General features: G+C 68.2%; 18 protein-coding genes. 9 read left to right on the forward strand and 9 right to left on the reverse strand.

From position 1 onward, the window contains the following. Positions 1 to 106: 106 nt before the first annotated feature. The 4 genes from ABD116_RS11940 to ABD116_RS11955 are packed head-to-tail and all read left to right on the forward strand — an operon-like array spanning position 107 to position 4,576. A complete protein-coding gene (locus ABD116_RS11940) occupies positions 107 to 1,195 on the forward strand; it encodes a hypothetical protein (protein WP_343968053.1) in 1,089 nt (362 codons plus the stop codon). Further along, positions 1,192 to 2,490, forward strand: a complete 1,299-nt coding sequence (locus tag ABD116_RS11945; protein ID WP_343968055.1) for a peptidoglycan-binding protein — start codon at positions 1,192 to 1,194, stop codon at positions 2,488 to 2,490. The genes ABD116_RS11940 and ABD116_RS11945 overlap by 4 nt, the downstream gene beginning before the upstream one ends. A 23-nt stretch (positions 2,491 to 2,513) precedes the next feature. After that, positions 2,514 to 3,206, forward strand: coding sequence for an ABC transporter ATP-binding protein (locus ABD116_RS11950; RefSeq protein WP_343968216.1), 693 nt, complete (start codon positions 2,514 to 2,516; stop codon positions 3,204 to 3,206). Beyond that, a complete protein-coding gene (locus ABD116_RS11955) occupies positions 3,203 to 4,576 on the forward strand; it encodes an ABC transporter permease (protein WP_343968056.1) in 1,374 nt (457 codons plus the stop codon). The genes ABD116_RS11950 and ABD116_RS11955 overlap by 4 nt, the downstream gene beginning before the upstream one ends. On the opposite strand, the gene ABD116_RS11960 is transcribed toward ABD116_RS11955, so the two are convergent. Beyond that, positions 4,551 to 5,834 (reverse strand): MFS transporter, encoded by a 1,284-nt coding sequence (locus ABD116_RS11960; protein WP_343968058.1) that lies wholly within the window; start codon positions 5,832 to 5,834, stop codon positions 4,551 to 4,553. The two genes, ABD116_RS11955 and ABD116_RS11960, sit on opposite strands and share 26 nt — an antisense overlap. Before the next feature lie 19 nt (positions 5,835 to 5,853). Beyond that, positions 5,854 to 6,327 carry a DUF4188 domain-containing protein gene (locus tag ABD116_RS11965; RefSeq protein ID WP_343968060.1) on the reverse strand — a complete coding sequence of 158 codons (474 nt, stop codon included), beginning with the start codon at positions 6,325 to 6,327 and terminating at the stop codon, positions 5,854 to 5,856. Positions 6,328 to 6,403: 76 nt separating this feature from the next. Between ABD116_RS11965 and ABD116_RS11970 the strand changes: the two genes are divergently transcribed. After that, a complete protein-coding gene (locus ABD116_RS11970; protein ID WP_343968062.1) occupies positions 6,404 to 7,066 on the forward strand; it encodes a MerR family transcriptional regulator in 663 nt (220 codons plus the stop codon). Here ABD116_RS11970 and ABD116_RS11975 read toward each other — a convergent pair. Both ABD116_RS11975 and ABD116_RS11980 read right to left on the reverse strand, forming a co-directional pair. After that, positions 7,063 to 7,992, reverse strand: coding sequence for an acyl-ACP desaturase (locus tag ABD116_RS11975; RefSeq protein WP_343968064.1), 930 nt, complete (start codon positions 7,990 to 7,992; stop codon positions 7,063 to 7,065). The genes ABD116_RS11970 and ABD116_RS11975 overlap by 4 nt on opposite strands. Positions 7,993 to 8,054: 62 nt before the next feature. Beyond that, the gene (locus ABD116_RS11980; protein WP_343968066.1) at positions 8,055 to 8,693 is read right to left on the reverse strand and encodes an alpha/beta fold hydrolase; all 639 of its coding nucleotides are present in this window, start codon (positions 8,691 to 8,693) and stop codon (positions 8,055 to 8,057) included. 22 nt (positions 8,694 to 8,715) lie between these two features. On the opposite strand from ABD116_RS11980, the gene ABD116_RS11985 reads away from it, so the two are divergent. Continuing rightward, complete coding sequence (locus ABD116_RS11985; RefSeq protein ID WP_343968068.1) at positions 8,716 to 9,132, forward strand: acyl-CoA thioesterase; 417 nt, start codon at positions 8,716 to 8,718, stop codon at positions 9,130 to 9,132. Next, the gene (locus ABD116_RS11990; protein WP_343968070.1) at positions 9,129 to 10,316 is read left to right on the forward strand and encodes a zinc-dependent alcohol dehydrogenase family protein; all 1,188 of its coding nucleotides are present in this window, start codon (positions 9,129 to 9,131) and stop codon (positions 10,314 to 10,316) included. The genes ABD116_RS11985 and ABD116_RS11990 overlap by 4 nt, the downstream gene beginning before the upstream one ends. On the opposite strand, the gene ABD116_RS11995 is transcribed toward ABD116_RS11990, so the two are convergent. Both ABD116_RS11995 and ABD116_RS12000 read right to left on the reverse strand, forming a co-directional pair. After that, positions 10,313 to 11,383 carry a glycoside hydrolase family 75 protein gene (locus ABD116_RS11995; RefSeq protein ID WP_343968072.1) on the reverse strand — a complete coding sequence of 357 codons (1,071 nt, stop codon included), beginning with the start codon at positions 11,381 to 11,383 and terminating at the stop codon, positions 10,313 to 10,315. The genes ABD116_RS11990 and ABD116_RS11995 overlap by 4 nt on opposite strands. 83 nt (positions 11,384 to 11,466) lie before the next feature. After that, positions 11,467 to 12,105 (reverse strand): dihydrofolate reductase family protein, encoded by a 639-nt coding sequence (locus ABD116_RS12000; RefSeq protein ID WP_343968074.1) that lies wholly within the window; start codon positions 12,103 to 12,105, stop codon positions 11,467 to 11,469. A gap of 174 nt (positions 12,106 to 12,279) precedes the next feature. Between ABD116_RS12000 and ABD116_RS12005 the strand changes: the two genes are divergently transcribed. Next, a complete protein-coding gene (locus tag ABD116_RS12005) occupies positions 12,280 to 13,821 on the forward strand; it encodes a pre-peptidase C-terminal domain-containing protein (protein WP_343968076.1) in 1,542 nt (513 codons plus the stop codon). Between the two features lie 116 nt (positions 13,822 to 13,937). After that, positions 13,938 to 15,371: a pre-peptidase C-terminal domain-containing protein gene (locus ABD116_RS12010; RefSeq protein WP_343968078.1), complete on the forward strand. Its 1,434-nt coding sequence runs from the start codon at positions 13,938 to 13,940 to the stop codon at positions 15,369 to 15,371. 43 nt (positions 15,372 to 15,414) lie between these two features. Here the strand turns inward: ABD116_RS12010 and ABD116_RS12015 are convergent, their stop codons facing one another. The 3 genes from ABD116_RS12015 to ABD116_RS12025 are packed head-to-tail and all read right to left on the reverse strand — an operon-like array spanning position 15,415 to position 18,090. Next, positions 15,415 to 16,386: a hypothetical protein gene (locus ABD116_RS12015; RefSeq protein WP_343968080.1), complete on the reverse strand. Its 972-nt coding sequence runs from the start codon at positions 16,384 to 16,386 to the stop codon at positions 15,415 to 15,417. Further along, positions 16,376 to 17,623, reverse strand: coding sequence for a hypothetical protein (locus tag ABD116_RS12020; protein WP_343968082.1), 1,248 nt, complete (start codon positions 17,621 to 17,623; stop codon positions 16,376 to 16,378). Before ABD116_RS12020 ends, ABD116_RS12015 begins: the two co-directional genes overlap by 11 nt. Then, entirely contained in the window at positions 17,620 to 18,090 is a 471-nt protein-coding gene (locus ABD116_RS12025; RefSeq protein ID WP_343968083.1) for a hypothetical protein, read from the reverse strand. Before ABD116_RS12025 ends, ABD116_RS12020 begins: the two co-directional genes overlap by 4 nt. Between the last annotated feature and the right edge of the window lie 28 nt (positions 18,091 to 18,118).

Raw genomic sequence — 18,118 nt, forward strand, 5'->3', positions numbered from 1 at the left:
GACGATGACTGATCTTCATGAGATTTCGATGAAGATCGGCTGAGAGCATCGGGTGCTGATCGGTCCTTCACAGGTTCTTCACAGCGTTCCAGCCACGCTCCACGGCATGAAGAACTCACGCATAGCGCTCTCCCTGGTGGCCGTCCTGGCTCTCGCCGGCTGTGGAGCGAGCAGCTCGGCAGCTGACAAGGAACCGGTCAAGAACGGCGAGGACAAGAGCCCGCTCGCGGAGTACATGGGCGACGGTTTCATCAGCAACTCCGGTGGCCCGATGATGGCCACCCGGGCGATCGGCGGCCCGAACGAGTCGTCGGAGGAGCAGCTGGCCAAGCAGCGCAAGATCGAGGAGTCGACGGCCGCCTGCATGAAGTCCGCCGGGTTCGACTACGTGGTGGTGCCGCCGGAGCAGGAGAAGAAGGGCAAGTTCGACGAGGCCTTCAACCTGCCGCCGGACAAGTTCGCCGAGCAGTACGGCTACGGCGTCAGCACCATCGACTGGGGCAAGCCGGACGACGCGCAGAACAACGATCCGAACGCCAAGATCCGCAAGGCGCTGTCACCGAACGCGCAGAAGGCCTACGACAAGGCGCTGAACGGGCAGCTCGCGATCAGCGGCAACGGCAGCGGCGGAGTGATCTCCATGCAGCCGGCCGACGGCAAGGGCAAGCCGACCGACATGGGTTGCCGGGGCAAGGCCGCCGAAGAGGTGTACGGCAAGGCCGAGGACCACCAGGCCGACTTCGCCAAGTTCGACTCGCTGTTCAAGGACCTCGACGCGCTGCGGAAGCGGTTCGAGGCCGACCAGCGGGTGATCGACGCGACCGCCGCCTGGGCCGACTGCCTGGCCGACGCCGGTCACAGCGGCTTCAAGAAGCTCGAGGACCCGCGGTCCTCGATCAGCGAGAAACTCGACAAGCTCACCGGCGCGAAGAAGGACGGCGGCCCGACCAGCGCCGGCGGCGACGGCAAGGGCAACGTGACGGTGTTCCAGGCGCCGTCGCTCGACAAGGTCCCGGCCGCCCAGCTGGCCGACCTGCGCAAGGAAGAGATCGAGCTGGCCAAGGCGGACCAGGGCTGCAAGAAGAAGGTCTACGACGAGCCCGCCAAGAAGGCGCAGTACGAGCTGGAGAAGGAGTTCGTCGCGGCGAACAAGACCCAGCTCGAGGCGTACCGCGACTCGGTGTCGGAGCGGTGACCGCCTCACCCAAGTCGCGCCGCCGGGTCCTGGTCGGAGTCTCCGCGGTGGCGACGCTCTCGCTCGGGGTGGGCGTCGCCGCCGGCAGCCGGTTGATGTCGCCCGAGGACGCGGCGGCCAAGACGGCGCCGCCGAAGGCCTCGCAGATCACCGTGCCGGTGGAGCTGAAGGCGTTGTCCAGCAAGGTCGTCGGACGGGGGGACACCTCGTTCGACGGAGCGGTGAACATCCGGGTCGAGACGAGCGGGCTGCAGACGCCGGCCGTGGTGACGGGCAAGGTTCCGAAGGTGGGTTCGACGCTCCAGGCGGGCAAGGCGCTTTTGGAGATCGCGGGTCGGCCAGTCATTGGGCTTCCCGGCGTACTGCCGATGTACCGGGCGCTTGCTCCGGGGTCGAAGGGGCCGGATGTGTTGCAGCTCGAGCAGACGTTGGAGAAGTTGGGGTTCGATCCGGGCAAGGTCGATACGAAGTACACGACCGACACCTCGCATGCGGTGGAGAAGCTCTACGAGGCGGCCGGGTACGACGCACCGGAGCCGGACGAGCAGCTCAAGCAGGCCGTGGACGCCGCCGACAAGAACGTCGACGCGGCGAAGAACGCGCTCCGGCAGGCGAAGGTCGCGCTCAAGCAGGCCAAGGCCGGCCCGGGAAAGGCGGACACCACCGTGCAGCAGGGCGCGGTCGACGACGCCGAGGAGAACCTGGCCGACGCGGTGGAGGCCAAGAACGAAGCCGAGTTCAAGGCCGGTACGCCGCTGCCGGTGTCGGAAGTCGTCTACGTGAAGTCGCTGCCGCGCCGGGTCGACGAGGTCAAGGTCGAGCGCGGTGGAACGGTCAACGGAGTGGTGATGTCGGCCAGCGGCGCCTCGCTGGTGGTCAGCGTGAAGGTGGACGCGGCGACCAAGGAGCGGCTCAAGGCCGGGATGCCGGCCACGTTCGACATCGGCGACGGCACGATCATCAAGGCGACCATCGTCCGGATCACGGGCAGCGGGGACGAGTACAGCGTGGTGATCTCGCCGAAGTCGCTGACCCCGGCCCAGCTCAACCGGCTGCGGGACGCGAACGTGAAGGTGACGATCCCGCTCAAGAGCACCAACGGCAAGGTACTGACCGTGCCGCTGGCCGCGCTCTCAGCGGGCTCGGACGGCAGCTCGCGGGTCGAGGTACTCCGTGACGGCAAGGTCGAGCTGGTACCGGTCAAGGTCGGACTGTCGGCCGACGGGTTCGCCCAGGTGACGGCGACCGGGGATGCGAAGCTGTCCGAGGGCGATCAAGTGGTGGTCGGCAAATGACCGCGTCGAGCGCGATCGCGCCGATGGGCTCGACGGCGGTGGCGTTGCCGGCGCCGGTGGTCGAGATGATCGGCGTCCGGCGGTTCTTCCCCGGGCCGCCCGAGGTCCAGGCGATCCGGGAGATCGACCTGACCATCCGCGAAGGCGAGTACCTGTCCATCGTCGGCCCGTCGGGGTCCGGCAAGTCGACGCTGCTGCATCTGCTCGGGCTGCTCGACAACCCGACCGGTGGCGTCTACCGGCTCGACGGCGTCGACACGATGAGCCTGCGGGAGCGGCGGCGGGCCGTGCTGCGGGGTGAGCGGATCGGGTTCGTGTTCCAGTCGTTCCATCTGCTCGACCACCGGACCGTGCTGGAGAACGTCGCACTCTCGATGGTGTACGTCGGAGTGCCCCGGAAGGAGCGGATGGCGCGTGCACGAGTCGCCCTGGAACGGGTCGGGCTGGCACACCGGATGGAGTTCGGGCCGACGACACTGTCGGGTGGCGAGCGGCAGCGGGTCGCGATCGCCCGGGCGCTGGTCGCCGAGCCGAGTCTGCTGCTCGCCGACGAACCGACGGGAAACCTGGACAGTGCCAACGCGGAGGCGATCCTCGAGGTGTTCGACGAACTCCACCACGAGGGCATGACGCTCGCGGTGATCACCCACGACGACCACGTCAGCGAACGCGCCCAGCGCCGAGTCCGCATCGTCGACGGGACCCTCCAGTGGTGAGCTGGCGGAAGAAACCTCAAGCAGGCCCCCCGGATCCCGCCGGCGGGCCGTCCACCTCGCATCGCCAGCGCAAGCCGGGGCGGCTTGCGCTGGCGAGCGTGGTGCGGCAAATCGCCGGCGCCCGCCGAGACGACCAACGGCCAACGCGTGCTGGGACACCACGGCGCAAGAGCGGGCCTGCGTTGCGGGATCTGCTCGACGAGGCGCTTGCGGGGGTTGCGGCTCGGCCGACGCGGTTGATTCTGACGACGCTCGGTACGGTGCTGGGGATCGCCGCATTGGTGGGCACGGTCGGGCTCGGGCAGACGGCGGCTGGTCAGATCACCCAGCTGTTCGACCTGGCGGCCGCGACTCGTGTCGTCGTCAGCCCGGACAGCAACGGCTCCGACGAACAGGCGACCCAGCTGCCGTGGGACGCGCCGCAGCGGATCGTCCGGCTGAACGGAGTCGACGCCGCCGGCACGGTCAGCAACGTCGACGTCGGGGCCGACACGGTCCACAGCGTCGCCGGGCTGGACGGGCAGAAGGACGGACTCAACCTGCAGGTGATGGCCGCGTCGGGTGGCTTGTTCGACGCGGTCCGCTCGGTGCTGAAGACCGGGCGGTTCTTCGATGCGGGTCATGACGCCCGCGGGGACAAGGTCGTCGTACTGGGCAAGAACGCGGCGAAGCGGCTCGGCATCAACCGGGTCGACTCCCAGCCGGCCATCTTCATCGGCGACCAGGCGTACACGGTGATCGGCATCCTCGACTCGGTCAGCGGCAAGGCCGAGCTGCTCGATTCGGTGATCATGCCGAACGGGACGGCCAAGACGGCGTACAAGCTGAAGGCGCCGGAGTCGGTGGAGATCCGTACGTCGGTAGGCGCAGCGCAGCTGATCGCCAAGCAGGCACCGGTCGCGATCGACCCGAACAACCCGAGCTCGCTCAAGGTCGACGCGCCACCGAAGCAAGGCGGCGTCCGCAAGGGCGTCGAGTCGAACCTGAACGCGCTGTTCCTGTTGCTGGGTGCGGTGGCCCTGCTGGTCGGCGGCCTCGGCATCGCGAACGTGACGCTGCTGTCGGTGCTGGAACGGGTCAGCGAGATCGGCCTGCGCCGGGCCCTGGGCGCCGCGCGACGACACGTTGCCGGGCAGTTCCTGGTGGAGAGCGTGATCGTCGGCTTCCTCGGCGGTCTGTTGGGCACGGCCGTCGGGGTGCTGCTCACCGTCGGGGTCTCGTTCGCCCGGGACTGGACGCCGATCCTCGACAACAAGCTGACCTTCGGGGCGCCCTTCCTCGGCGCGGTGATCGGCCTGATCGCCGGCACCTACCCGGCCTGGAAGGCGTCGGCCATTCAGCCGATCACGGCATTGCGGGGGAGTGCGTGACCGCTGCTGAGGACCGCGAGTACAGGAACGCGGTCAGCAGGAAGCCGAGGACCACGAAGGTGAGAACCGGGTAGGACTTCCCGTCGTCGGGCAGGATGACCGCGCCGAGTGCGGCCGCGGACACCTGCCCGACGTTGAAGATCATGTCGTACAGCGAGAAGACCCGGCCGCGGTAGACGTCGTCGACACCCGTCTGGACGAGGGTGTCGACGCTGATCTTCACGCCCTGCGCGCAGAAGCCGGTGAGGAACCCGGAGACCAGGATCGCGGGCTGTGTATAGAGCCCGCCCGGTACCGCCGTCACCACGGCCGCCGCGACGAACAGCACGGTGATCCACCGGCGCAGCGTCAGAACCCTCGTAGCCCACGGTGTCACCAGCGCGGCGATGAAGAGGCCGGCACCGACTGCTCCGGTCGCCAGTGCGAGCGCGCCGAACGCCTGGTCCAGCTGGTCGGGACCGTAGAACTTGTTGCGGTACAGCAGGATCATCGCGACCGTGACGAGCCCGAAGAAGAACCGCAGCGACCCGATCGCCGCCAGCCCGAGAGCCGCTTGCCGTCGCTCCCTCAGATGCCGGCCACCGTCGATCAGCCCGGCCACGATGCCGCGGATCGCCTCGACCACCCCCGGCTCGTCGCCGGTCAGATCCGGCCCGAGCTGCTTGCGCCCGAGTCGCAACGCGAGAAGGGCGGCGGTGAGATAGACGGCGGCCGTCGTACCGAGCACCGCCAAGTCCGAGTCGGAGATGAGCTTGACTCCCGCCCCGACACCCCCACCGATGAGGAAGAACGCAGTACCGGAGGTAGGCGTGACCGCATTGGCCATCACCAGCTCATCTTGCTCCACCACATGCGGAAGCCCCGCCGAGAGCCCGCTGAGCAGGAACCGGTTGACTCCCAACGTCAGCAGCACCGCCAGATAGAACGGCACGCCCGCGTTGCCCAAGGCAACAATTCCACCCACCACCAGCACCAGCGCCGCCCGGGTCAGATTCGCCCCGAACAGAATCTGCCGCCGGGACCACCGATCAAGCAGCACTCCCGTGAACGGCCCCAGCACCGAGAACGGCAGCAACGCCACCGCGAACAACCCGGCGATCGCCGCCGCATCCGGCGCCCGCTCCGGCGAGAACAACACATAAGCCGCCAACGCGACCTGAAAAACCCCGTCCCCGAACTGCGACGTCAACCGAACAGCAAACAGCCGACGGAAATCCCCCCGCCGCAACAACCGCCCCAAGTCCCGCATGAACTGCACGCCTGCACTGTAACCACACTTACTTGACGTCCAGCCGCTCGGCCGCGGTCTGGCCCCGCTTGTTCACCGGTATGACGCCTGCGACTTTGCCGAGGCCGGTGATGGGCATGTTGCCGTAGATGGTTTCGGTGTGGCCGGTGGGGACTACGTAGGTCTCGTGGTAGATGCCGACGTTGTTGCCCTGGTAGGCGTACTTGAAGAAGTTGGTCCAGGCCGGGCGGTGGGTGCGGCCGGGGTCGTTGGCGAAGGCCTGCAGCTTCTCGGCCGACTCCCAGTACTGGATCATCGTCGTGGTCCGCAGGCCGGGGAAGGTGCGGAAGCCGAGCAGGCCGCTGTCCTTGTCGGCGGTCAGTTCGCGCAGCATCGGGACCATCGCGCGGGCCACCGGCAGCCATTGGCGGAAGGCGCGCAGTTTGTTCACCCGGAAGCCGATCACGAAGACGACGATCTCGCCCTCGTACGCCGCGGTCTGCCGTCCCTCGACAATGCTCATCGTGACTCCTCTTTAGATAGTTCGACTACCCAATATTGGAAAGTGATACTCTCCAAAAGTCAAGAGGAGGGCGCGGATGTGGATCGCTGAACTGTCCCGGCAGAGCGACGTGCCGGTGGCGACGATCAAGTACTACCTACGCGAAGGCCTGCTGCCCGCCGGCGAAGCGGTCGGCGCGACCAGAGCCCGGTACGGCGAAACGCACGTCCGCCGGCTCCGGCTGATCCGGGCACTCGTCGAGGCGGGCGGATTGTCGCTGGCCCGGGTCCGCAACGTGCTCGCCGAGGTCGACGAGGAGTCCCTCGAGATGCACGACGTCCTGGGCGCGGCCCATGGCGCGCTGATCCCCACCGACCTCCCGGCGACCGACGAGTCCCGGCGCCGGGTCGACGACCTCATCGCCGAGCGCGGCTGGGAGGTCCACTCCGGGTCGCCGGATCGAGCGCTCCTGGCGAATGCGCTCGACGCGTTGGAGAAGGTGGGTTATCACCTCGACGACGACCTGCTGAAGACGTACGCGTCGGCGGCCACGCAGGTCGCCGACGCCGAAGTCGCCGCCCTACCGGCCGACGACCGTCAACGAACGGTCGAGGCAACGGTCCTCGTCACCGCACTGGGAGGGCCGGTGCTGCTGGCCCTCAGGCGACTGGCCCAGCAAAGCGCTTCCGCCCGCCGCTACGGGATGCCGCGGCGGCCGGCGTGCGATGTGGGTGAGGGCGGCGTACGCAGTACGGGTTAGTTGGCGCGGGCTGCCTGGCGCTCGAGGAGACGGGCGCGCTGCTCGACGAAGCGGGAGGCCTGGGCGTCGAGGGCGGTCATGAACTCGGCCAGCTCGTCGCGGGCCTTGGCGCCGTCGCCGCTGAGGTCCTCGCGCTCGAAGACCTTCCACATCCGCAGGATCGGGGCGACGACCTCGTCGTGGTGCAGCCGCAGGTCGTAGATGCCGGCCTTGGCGATCGTCACCGAGTTCCGGGCGAACCCCTCCATGGTGGCGCCCGGCATCGAGAAATCCCGAACCTCGTTGACGACCGCCCGCATGGTTTCGTTCGGGGCCGACTCGAAGGCGGCCGAGACCAGGTTGCGGTAGAAGATCATGTGCAGGTTCTCGTCGGTCGCGATCCGCGCCAGCAACTGGTCGGCGATCGCGCAGCCGGTGGCCTTGCCGGTGTTGCGGTGCGAGACGCGGGTGGCGAGCTCCTGGAAGCTGACGTAGGCGATCGCCTCGAGCATGTTCTTGTCGACCTCGTGCCCGGCGGTCATGTGCGCCATCCGGGCCACCTCGAGCTCGACCGGGTCGACGCCGCGGGTCACCACGAGGTAGTCGCGCAGCGCGATCCCGTGCCGGCCCTCCTCGGCGGTCCAGCGGCCGACCCAGGTGCCCCACGCGCCGTCCAGCCCGAACTGGGTGGCGATCTCGCGGTGGTACGAGGGCAGGTTGTCCTCGGTCAGCAGGTTGGTGATCATCGCGACCTTGGCGACCGGGTCGAGCCGGGACTGCTCCGGCGCCCAGTCCTCGCCGCCGAGGAAGGCGAAGTCACGGCCCTCGCTCCACGGCACGTAGTCGTGCGGGTTCCAGTCCTTGGTGATCGCCAGGTGCCGCTCGAGATTCTCCTCGACGACAGGCTCCAGCTCGTGCAGCAGGTTCGTGACCAGCTTGTCGTTCACCGGATCTCCTTCGTCGGGCGGATACCCCCACCCTACGGCACCGTAAGTTACGCAACCGTAGGTTATGCCCGTCGCCACCCCTCCAGCAGACCGGCCAGCTCGCCCGGGTGCCCGAGCATCGGGAAATGCCCGCCGGGCAGCTCCGTCGGCGCGACCCCCAGCCGGTCGACGGTCAGCTTGCGGAGATAGCCGGCCGGGAACAGCAGATCCTCGGTCGCAATCACGGCCTGCATCGGTACGTCCGGCCAGCGCTCGAACAACGCTGGATCGTCCATCGGCCGCCCGGCCTGCGACCTCAGCCGGCGCCTCGCCTCGGCGGCGAGCTCCACCGGTAGGTCCTGGAAGAAGTAATCCGAGTCCGGATCGCCCTTCCAGTCGTACGCCGTATTGCTCCAGTACTCGCTCACCGCCTCCCGCGGTCGCGGGATCATGCCCGCCACGAAGACGATCAGGTCCACCGGCAACTGTTCGCAGACGGCCGCTGCGGTGAAGCCGCCGAGCGAATGCGCGACCAGCACCAGCTCGGTCCGTTGACCAACCGCGTTCAGCACCGCGTCGCGGTACTCGCGCAGCCCCGCGGTCTCGTCGTCGCAGGGGAGGTCGACGGCGACGACGTCCTGCCCGCGCGCCTGGAGTTCGGCGGTCAGCGGATGCCAGTGCCATGGAGTGCAACCGGCGCCTGGAATCAGCACGTAGGTCATCGCATCACCTTAGGGTGGACGGATGGATCGGAGCGCCTACCCGCACTTCCTCGCGATCGGGACGCGGTGGAAGGACAACGACGTCTACGGGCACGTGAACAACGTCGAGTACTACAGCTTCTTCGACACGGTGATCAACGAGTTCCTGATCCGGGCCGGGGAGCTGGACATCCACCGCGGCGAGGTGATCGGACTCTGCGTCGAGTCGCAGTGCAGCTTCAAGCAGTCGCTGGCGTTCCCGGAGACTGTGGATGCTGGGTTGCGGGTGGCGAAGCTCGGTAACTCGAGCGTCACCTACGAAATCGGCCTGTTCCGCGCCGGCTCCGTCGAACCTGCAGCGACCGGACGGTTCGTGCATGTCTTCGTGGATCGGTCTGAGCGTCGGCCTGTCCCGATCCCGGCCCCGATCCGGACCGCTCTCGAAGGGATCAGCGGATGATCGTTCGTGGCGCAGTACTGCGGGAGATGGGACTGCCGAGCCCGTACGCCGAATCGCGCCCGCTCAGCATCGAGGAGGTCGAGCTCGCGCCGCCGGGCCCGGGTGAGCTGCTGGTGCGCATCCGCGCGGCCGGGCTCTGTCATTCCGACCTCTCGGTGATCGACGGCTCCCGCCCGCGGGTGATGCCGATGCTGCTCGGCCACGAGGCGACCGGCGAGGTGATCCAGTCGGAGTCGCCCGATTTCAAGGCGGGCGACACGGTCGGCTTCGCCTTCGTACCAGCCTGCGGCACCTGCGCCCCTTGCGCAGAAGGCCGAGCCGCCCTCTGCGAACCAGGAGCCGCCGCCAACATGGCCGGCACCCTCCTAGGCGGCACGCGCCGCCTGACCACCGCAGCTGAACCACCGCCAATCGGCACCAGCAGCTTGGCCGGCCGCCTCGACGGGTCCTCCGGACAACCGGGTCGCTCGGACGTCCACCACCACCTCGGCGTCTCCGGATTCGCCGATCATGCAGTGGTCTCGGCCCGCTCGGCCGTCAAGATCGATCCGTCGCTGCCACCTGAGATCGCCGCGCTCTTCGGCTGTGCGGTGATGACGGGCGTCGGCGCCGTCGTCAACACGGCGAGGGTCCAGGCGGGGCAGAGTGCGGTGGTCTTCGGGCTCGGGGGCGTGGGGTTGTCCGCACTGCTCGGCGCCGCTCTGGTCGGAGCGCATCCGCTGGTTGCAGTGGACGTTGTACCGGAGAAGCTTTCCCTTGCGCTGGAGCTCGGCGCCACCCACGCGATCGATGCCCGGGGCAACGATGTGGTCGAGCAGGTGCGGGAGGCGACGGCTGGGGGCGCGCATTATGCGTTCGAGACGGTCGGCAGCTCCGTAGTACTGGGACAGGCCTATGCCGCGACCCGCCGCGGCGGCACCACGGTCACCGTCGGGCTCCCGCATCCCTCGCAGCTGTTGAGCATTCCGGCCGTCAGCCTGGTCGCGGAGGAGCGCACGCTCAAGGGTTCCTACCTGGGATCGGCGATCCCGAGCCGCGACATCCCCCGCTACATCGCGCTCTACCAGGCGGGCCGTCTGCCGGTCGACCGCTTGCTGACCTCGACGGTCCGCCTGGAGAGCCTCAACGAAGCCTTCGACACCTTGGCGGCCGGTACGTCGATCCGCCAGGTGCTGGTGCTCTAGTTGTTGTTGATGAAGGTCCGGGCGAGCTCCTGACCGCGCGACACGGCGAGGTCGTGGTTCTCGATCGGGTTGATGGTCGAGTTCTTGAACACGATGTACGTGACACCGGAGTCGGTGCCGCCGTTGCTCGGGTCGGGGTTGATGCCGAGCTGCTGCGCGGCGGCGTACGAGGCCTCGCCGATGATGTCGGTCGGGCCGGTGTCACCGACCACGGCATAGGTGACCTGGTTGTTGTAGATCACCGCGACCACACCGCCACCGGCGATCTGGAAGTTCTGGAAGTTCCAGGTGCTGCTCGGGCTCGGGACCACGACATACGGGAGCTGCGCCGCGTTCAACGGCGCGTCGGCCGACGTGTGGAACGCGGTGTCGGGCTGGAAGCAGCAGTCGGTGTTCTCGTTGCACTGGGTGGTGCGGATGCCGTCGCAGTCGATGTCCATGTCGGCCTTCCAGAAGACGGCGCCGTTCTTGCCGCAGACCGGGATGGTGCGGCCGAGCTCCTCGTCGGTCTTGTAGGTGCCGTTGGAGATCTGGCTGCAGGTGGTCACCTTGGCCAGCAGCTCGGCCGCGGTCGGCGCGCCACCGCCACCGCCACCGGCGTCCGTGACGGTGAGCGAGTCGAGGTTGGGGCCGCCGTTGGCGGTCGTGGCGGTGGTCTTGATGGTGTGCGAGCCGGCCGACAGCGTGGCGTTCACCGTGGTGGTGTTCCAGGTGGTCCAGACGCCTGTACTGGCGAACTGCGGGGTCGCGACGGTGGTGCCGTCGACGGCGATCGTCATCGGCCGGTTGACGGTGGTGCCGTTGGCGTACCGGAACGCGAGCGACGCGCTGCCGGCCGTGCCGACGTTCACGGTGAACGTGACGGACGAGCCGGTCACGTTGTCGTAGTTGACGAACCCGGTGCCGGTGTAGCCGGCGTGGTTGGACTCGACCACTCCCTGGGTCCGGGCCGCGTTCTCGGCCTGGTAGGTAGTGGTCGCTGCGGACGCTGAGGTCGCGACGGCCGGCACCAGCAAAGCGGCGCCGAACAGGGCGAGGGCAAGTGCGATGGGGCGGAACTTACGCATCTTTCACCTCTCTGATAGTTAGTAAACTTTCCTAACTATCAGAGAGGTGATTCGCCTCGTCAAGAGCCTGTGGTTCCGGAACTTCAGCTGTCGACGCTGAAAGTGGAACTGCCGTCCTCGATCACGGCGGTGCCGGTCCGGAACGGGGTCGGGGTGAGCGCGGAGTACACCGCGCCGGTGCCGGTGACGCGGCTCTCGATCAGCTTGAAACCGGTCGCCGGGGCGTCCTCGGTGAACAGCCGCTTGCCGGTGCCGACCGCGACCGGGAAGGTGATCAGCCGGTACTCGTCGATCAGGCCGGCCGCGTGCAGCGAGCGGGCCAGTGCGCACGAGCCGTGGATCTGCAGTTCGCGGCCGGGCTTCGCCTTGAGCTCCTCGACCTGCTTGACGATGTCGCCGCCGATCGCGGTGCTGTCGTTCCAGACCGGCTCGAGCGGCGTGGAGGTGGCGATGTACTTCGGCAGGTCGTTCAGTCCGGTGGCGGTGTTGCTGCCGTCGTGGATCTGTGACCAGTACGCCTCCATCATCGTGTACGTCGTCCGGCCGAGCAGGATGGCGTCCGCCTCGGCGAACCAGCCCTCCACGATCTCGCCCATCACCTCGTCGCCGTACGGCATCAGCCAGCCGCCGCGGTCGAAGCCGCCGCTGCGGTCCTCCTCGAAGCCGCCCGGACCCTGCATGACGCCGTCGATGCTGAGGAAGGTGTGCAGTGTGAGCTTCATGGTCGTCTCCGATTCGTCGCGGTGTGTCCTGCTGTCGACGACGCGTCGGGTGAGGCCTGGCTGAATCGACATCCGCTTCGATGTGATCCAGGTCACAGAGTGCGGGGAAATGTAAATTCCTCGGGGAAATGTATACACCGAGGCAACCGATGGGGCACTCTACGCAGAGTGCGCGTGAGTGCACCACAAGTGAGGCATGACGCTGCTCCCCGCCGCCCCGGCGTACTCGCCGAGCAGCCGTCAGGAGTCCCCGAGGAGGACCCCAGAATGCACAGCAGGTTCCGCCGAACCGGTGCCCTGGTCGGCACCGGCGCCGTCTTGTTCGGATCGCTGGCAGTAGTCGCCGCGAACCAGGCAGGCGCTGACCAGACTCCGTCCCCAGCTCCGTTGGCATCGTTGCTCGGAGGCCGGCCGCTCCAAGGTAAGGCCGCCCTCGGCAAGCTGCAGCCGCGACTCGCCGAGCTGGCCGAGCGCAACGGCATCGCCGAGCAGAAGCTGCAGCGGATCCTGGCGACCGACAAGACCAGCTGGCTGGACAAGGACGGCAAGCTCTTCTACTCCGAGCCGGTCGCCTCCGCCAAAGCACGCACCGCCACCACCAAGTCCCCGCAGTGGGCGACCAAGGCCGTCGCCGCTGCGACCGGTCCCGCCTTCGAGCTGCACAGCAAGCCCGGCTCGAACAGGGTCATCTACCTGGACTTCGACGGGCACACGATCACCGGCACCGCCTGGAACGCCAACGGCAAGCCGGCCACCGTGAACATCACCGCGTACGACACCGACGGCAACACCGGCAACTGGAGCACGGCCGAGCAGAACGTGGTCCGCGAGGTGTGGGCCCGGGTCGCCGAGGACTACGCGCCGTTCGACGTCGACGTGACGACACAGGCGCCGGCCGAGTCGGCCATCACCCGGTCCGGTTCGTCCGACCAGCAGTACGGAACGCGCGTCGTGATCGACCCAACCAGCTGGTACCAGTCCGGCTGCGGCTGTGGTGGTGTCGCCTACGTCGGCGTCTACGACAACACCTCGCAGCACTCCTACTACCAGCCCGCCCTGGTGTTCACGAAGGGCGTCGGTACCGGCGCGAAGAACATCGCCGAAGCCGCCTCCCACGAAGCCGGCCACAACGTCGGGCTCAGTCACGACGGCACCGCGTCGGTCGGCTACTACAGCGGTCACGGTTCGTGGGCGCCGATCATGGGTGTCGGCTACTCCAAGGCGATCAGCCAGTGGAGCAAGGGCGAGTACTCCGGCGCGAACAACAAGGAAGACGACTTCGCGGTGATCGGGCAGAACGGCCTGGCCCTGCGCGCCGACGACCACGGCAACGCCACCGGTGACGCGACGCCGCTCACGCTGGGCACCGCCGTCAACGGCATCTACGCCAACGACTCGGACGTCGACACCTTCTCGATCGACCTGGCGGCCGGCACCTTCACCTTCGCGGCCAACGCCGCCTCGGTCGGTGGCGACCTGGACATCAAGCTCCAGTTGCTCAACTCGTCCGGCGCGGTCGTCGCGACCGCCGACCCGGCGTCGGGGCAGTCCAACTCGGGCACGCCGACAGGGCTGAGCGCCAGCATCAACCGGCAGGTGAGCGCCGGGCGTTACTACCTGCGGGTCGAGAACACCGGGTACGGCAATCCGCTGAACACCGGCTACTCGACGTACGGCAGCCGCGGCGCGTACGCCGTCAAGGTCACCGCCGGCTGACCCACCTAGTTGTGGCCCGGGACATGTGGGCGCTCGGCCCGTCCACATGTCCTCGGGCTACGTCCGCGGGGGCGGAACTGTTTGTTTCTGGGGGGAATCCTTGAGGAGGATTCCAAATGATCAGCAAATTCCGTCGTACCGGTGCGCTCGTAGGCGTCGGTGCCGTCGTCTTCGGAGCGCTGGCAGTTGCTGCCGGCACCCAAGCCGACGCACAGCAACAACCGCTCGACCAACTGCTCGGTCAACCGACACCTGGTAAGACCGCGCTGACCAATCTCCGGTCGCGGCTGCCAGAAGTTGCCCAGCGCAACGGTTTGTCCGAGGCCCGGCTGCGGGACACGCTCGCCACCGACAAGACCGCCTGGCTCGACTCCGCCGGTCGGCTCTTCTTCCGCGAACCTGTCCTGACTCCAGCGCAGAAGGCTCCCGAGGCGTCACCGCGCTGGGCGACCGAGGCCGTCGCCGCCGCCGAGGGACCGGCCTTCGAGTTGCACAGCAAGCCTGGCTCGAACCGCGTCATCTACCTCGACTTCGACGGCCACAGCATCACCGGTACGGCGTGGAACGCGGACAAGGGGATCGACCCGGTCAACGTGTCGGCCTACGACACCGACGGGAACCCGGCGACCTTCGGCACCGCCGAGCAGGACGTCGTACACGAGGTGTGGGCGCGGGTCGCGGAGGACTACGCCGCCTTCGATGTCGACGTCACGACGCAGCAGCCGGCCCAGGACGCGATCAACCGGACGAGCGCTTCCGACCTCCAGTACGGCACGCGTGTACTGATCGATCCGGACACCTGGTACCAGTCCGGTTGTGGTTGCGGCGGCGTCGCCTACATCGGTGTCTACGACAACGCAGGCCAGCACGACTACTACCAGCCCGCGCTGGTGTTCACGAAGGGCGTCGGTACCGGCGCGAAGAACCTCGCCGAAGCCGCCTCCCACGAAGCCGGCCACAACGTCGGCCTCGGCCACGACGGCACCGCATCCGTCGGGTACTACGAGGGCCACGGCTCCTGGGCGCCGATCATGGGCGTCGGCTACTACCGGGGCATCAGCCAGTGGAGCAAGGGCGAGTACTCCGGCGCCAACAACACCGAGGACGACTACTCGGTCATCGGCACCCACGGCCTCGCGCTGCGTACCGACGAAGCAGGCGACACCACGAGTGCCGCCGCGGCTCTCGCCATCGGCGCCACCGCCAACGGCTTCATCGCGGCCGAGACCGACACCGATGTCTACCGGGTGGACGTCACCACGGCCGGCAACTACACGGCAACGGCCAGCGCCGCAGCCATCGGCGGCAACCTGGACATCAAGCTCGACCTGCTCAACTCTGCCGGCACGGTAGTCACCTCAGCCGACCCGGCGTCCGGCCAGTCCAACGCCGGCACCCCGACGGGCCTGAGCGCAACCGTCACCAGCAACCTCCAGCCCGGCACCTACTACCTCCGCATCGACAACGTCGGCTACGGAGACCCGCTCAACACCGGCTACTCCACCTACGGCAGCCGTGGCGCCTACGGCCTGGCCATCAACCCTTCCTGATTCATCCCGGGCTCCCGCTCTCTGGTGAGGCGGGAGCCCGGGATCAGTGGGTGGTGTACTCCCGGCGGACGGCCTCGATCGTCGCTACCGCGGCATCCACGCTGGCCAGCCCGGCGGCGCGTGAGGTCGCCTGCACGCCGGGCTCATCGCCGTCGGTCACTCGCAGAGTCGCCATCGACCGCAACGGCGCCCGCATCGCCTGATCGACTCGTCCGGCCACCGCCGCTCGATGGTCTGGTGGTACGACTGGTCCTAGGCCGCTCGCATTCAGCAGCAGGGTCGTCATCTCCGGCCACTTCCCGGCGGGAGTGACGGCGTTCAGCCGTCGGAGTACCTCATCGGGAGCGAGACCGACCCGACGGCCGATCGCTGTGCTCAGCGCCTCGGCTGCCGGCAAGTACGACGGATAACCGTCCGGAAGGCTGACCTGCTCGATGCCGGGAGCTAGCTGCGGAATGCCGAGGGCTTGCAGGTAGTCGTCCAGATGCCGAGCCGTCCAAGCAGCTGTGACCCCGAGTTCGAGCAGCCGCACGGCCGGGTCCGCGAATGCCGCCATGGAAGCCCGGTACGACGTACCGGCGGCGGCCAGCAGATGCGACTGCTGGTGGAACATCTCCGAGAGCGCGAATCGGTACCGCCGCAAGGTCTCCGGTGACTTGGGCATCGCGGGCTGGTCGTACATCTGCTTCAGCGGTCCCGTCACGTGCACCTCGTCGAGCAGCAAGGTTCCGTCCCAGGTTGCGAGGCCAGGCAGCACTCCGCCGCCACCTGTGCTGTCCGGTCCGGCCAGGAGTCGCAAGGACTCCTTCATCCGGAGCACGGACAGCCGGTCGATCTCGTCGTCGCATCGTCCGCCGAGCCGGTCGATGGACGAGATGGCCTGCTCCAGTCTCGCGATCTGCTCAGCGCTGGAGCCGGTACTCAGGTCGATGGCCGCGAGGATGTCGCTCGCCGCCACCCGAGCCTGCGGTCCGCTCAGCCTCGTGCTCTGCTCCACGCCGGACCTACTCGCCACGACCAGTACCCCCCGGTCCGCTGGGTCGCTGGGACTGACCATGCGCCTGCTCGGCACCGTGACCGCCGCCGCGTCGACTACCGAACGAGCTCTCGTCGAGCCGAACAGAGCTGCCCATCGGGCGCTGCCCCTCGGTGGCCAGCCGGAGTGCGTGATCGGCGTCGCGCTCGCCGGCAGCCCGTCCGGGGGTTCTTGTCCCGGTACGCGCGGGCGCTTCCGGCGTACCGGATCCTTCACCGACCGCGGGAGTGGAGTCGATCGCGGGCTGGGTGGCCGCGGGTCCAGCGGCTTCGGCGGCGCCGGCCAGTTCAGGCTGAGCCTGAGTCTGAGTCTGGGTCTGAGCCTGGGCCGGGGCCGGGGCCGGGGCCTGGGCCTGGGCCGACAGGTCGACTTGCGTCTCGGCTGCGGGGGGAGCGAAGACCTTCTCTTGGCGTTCGGCCTCGGCCAGACCGGCACTGACGGCATCCTGGCCGATCGCGGCCGACTGCGCCTCGAGGGTCGGGCTGTCCTCGTCGAGGCCGTCCAGCCGGCCGTACTCCTCCCGCATCTTCTGTTCGATCGCCTGCTTGACGCTCTCCTCCTGATCGGGCGGCACCAGCTGCGGTAGGTCGCTGGACTCGTAGAGCAGGTCGGTCGCCCTGGACCACTGCCCTTCGGCGGTCTGATTGTTCAGCTCGGTCAGCACCTCGCCCTGGGTCATCCCCGCCTGCTCCCCGATCCCGGACGCCAGTTCCCGCGCGGCCGGAACGAATTCGGGATAGGAGGTCTCACTGGTGGCGGTCTCGATCCCGGGCGCGATCTGGTCCGCTCCGGTCCGCTCCAGGTAGTCGTCCAGGTTGTCCTGGGCCCATGCCTCGGTGACGCCCTCTTCGAGCGCCTGGGCTTCGAACTCCTGGAAGGCGATCCTGGCCCCGTCCTGCGTGGCGCCCTCGGGCCCGAGGAAATGGGACTGCTCGTGCAGCAGGGTCACGAACGCGTCCCGGTACTCCGTCAGGGTCGCGTCGTCGCGTTGCTCGCCAGGCGACGAGTACATGTCGCGCAGCGGCTGGGTGACGGCCTCACGGTCGAGTTCGAGACTGCCGTCCCAGTTGGCGACCCCGAGGTCACCGTTGTCGGTCTCGATCAGGGTGCCGTTCCAGGCGGTCTGACCGGCTCCACTCAGCTCCTTCGCGATCTCGGCGTGCCGCGCCGTGAGCTCGTCGAAGGTCTTCGGGTACTCCGGCTCCGATTCGCTCATCGAGGCGGTTCATCCCGGTCGCTCGGTCCCGCGTCGGCTGAGCTGTCCTGACGCAGCGACGACGCGAGGCGGGCCAGCAGGTCGGTCGTCCGCAGGATCGCCATCCGCTGACTGGGACTGGTCGCGTCCGCCGCGATCGCACGGATCTGAGCGATCCCGTGCTCAGCTCGCACGATCCGCTCTTCGGGCGTCCCGCCGCTCTGCCTCGCCTCCCGCAGGGCCTTCGTAGCCCGGCTGACCGCCGAGTCGGGGTCCGGGGCAACACCGGCCGGCGACTTCCCGTACCCCGCCAGCCGCTCGAGCGCATCCAGTTTTCCCTCGAACCGGCGTCGGTCGTCCTCGGGCAGATCGCTCGACTGAGCCCGCAGCAACACGCTCATGGCAACCAGTTCGGCAGGCTCCAACGACCCAGCCAGGAACTCGCGCCTGAGCGTGTCGTGCTCGCTCATCAGTGCAGCGTCGTCCATCCCAGCCTCCGCCTACGATTCGTGTCCC

The organism is Kribbella koreensis (assembly GCF_039525325.1).
GTDB classification, from domain to species: domain Bacteria; phylum Actinomycetota; class Actinomycetes; order Propionibacteriales; family Kribbellaceae; genus Kribbella; species Kribbella koreensis.

Excerpts from the sequence above, each read along its gene's own strand:
- ABD116_RS11940 (WP_343968053.1), top strand. The coding sequence starts at position 107 with ATGAAGAACTCACGCATAGCGCTCTCCCTGGTGGCCGTCCTGGCTCTC.
- ABD116_RS11990 (WP_343968070.1), top strand. The coding sequence starts at position 9,129 with ATGATCGTTCGTGGCGCAGTACTGCGGGAGATGGGACTGCCGAGCCCG.
- ABD116_RS11985 (WP_343968068.1), top strand. The coding sequence starts at position 8,716 with ATGGATCGGAGCGCCTACCCGCACTTCCTCGCGATCGGGACGCGGTGG.
- ABD116_RS11980 (WP_343968066.1), bottom strand. The coding sequence starts at position 8,693 with ATGACCTACGTGCTGATTCCAGGCGCCGGTTGCACTCCATGGCACTGG.
- ABD116_RS12010 (WP_343968078.1), top strand. The coding sequence starts at position 13,938 with ATGATCAGCAAATTCCGTCGTACCGGTGCGCTCGTAGGCGTCGGTGCC.
- ABD116_RS12020 (WP_343968082.1), bottom strand. The coding sequence starts at position 17,623 with ATGAGCGAATCGGAGCCGGAGTACCCGAAGACCTTCGACGAGCTCACG.
- ABD116_RS11970 (WP_343968062.1), top strand. The coding sequence starts at position 6,404 with ATGTGGATCGCTGAACTGTCCCGGCAGAGCGACGTGCCGGTGGCGACG.
- ABD116_RS11950 (WP_343968216.1), top strand. The coding sequence starts at position 2,514 with ATGGGCTCGACGGCGGTGGCGTTGCCGGCGCCGGTGGTCGAGATGATC.
- ABD116_RS11965 (WP_343968060.1), bottom strand. The coding sequence starts at position 6,327 with ATGAGCATTGTCGAGGGACGGCAGACCGCGGCGTACGAGGGCGAGATC.
- ABD116_RS12025 (WP_343968083.1), bottom strand. The coding sequence starts at position 18,090 with ATGGACGACGCTGCACTGATGAGCGAGCACGACACGCTCAGGCGCGAG.
- ABD116_RS12000 (WP_343968074.1), bottom strand. The coding sequence starts at position 12,105 with ATGAAGCTCACACTGCACACCTTCCTCAGCATCGACGGCGTCATGCAG.
- ABD116_RS11995 (WP_343968072.1), bottom strand. The coding sequence starts at position 11,383 with ATGCGTAAGTTCCGCCCCATCGCACTTGCCCTCGCCCTGTTCGGCGCC.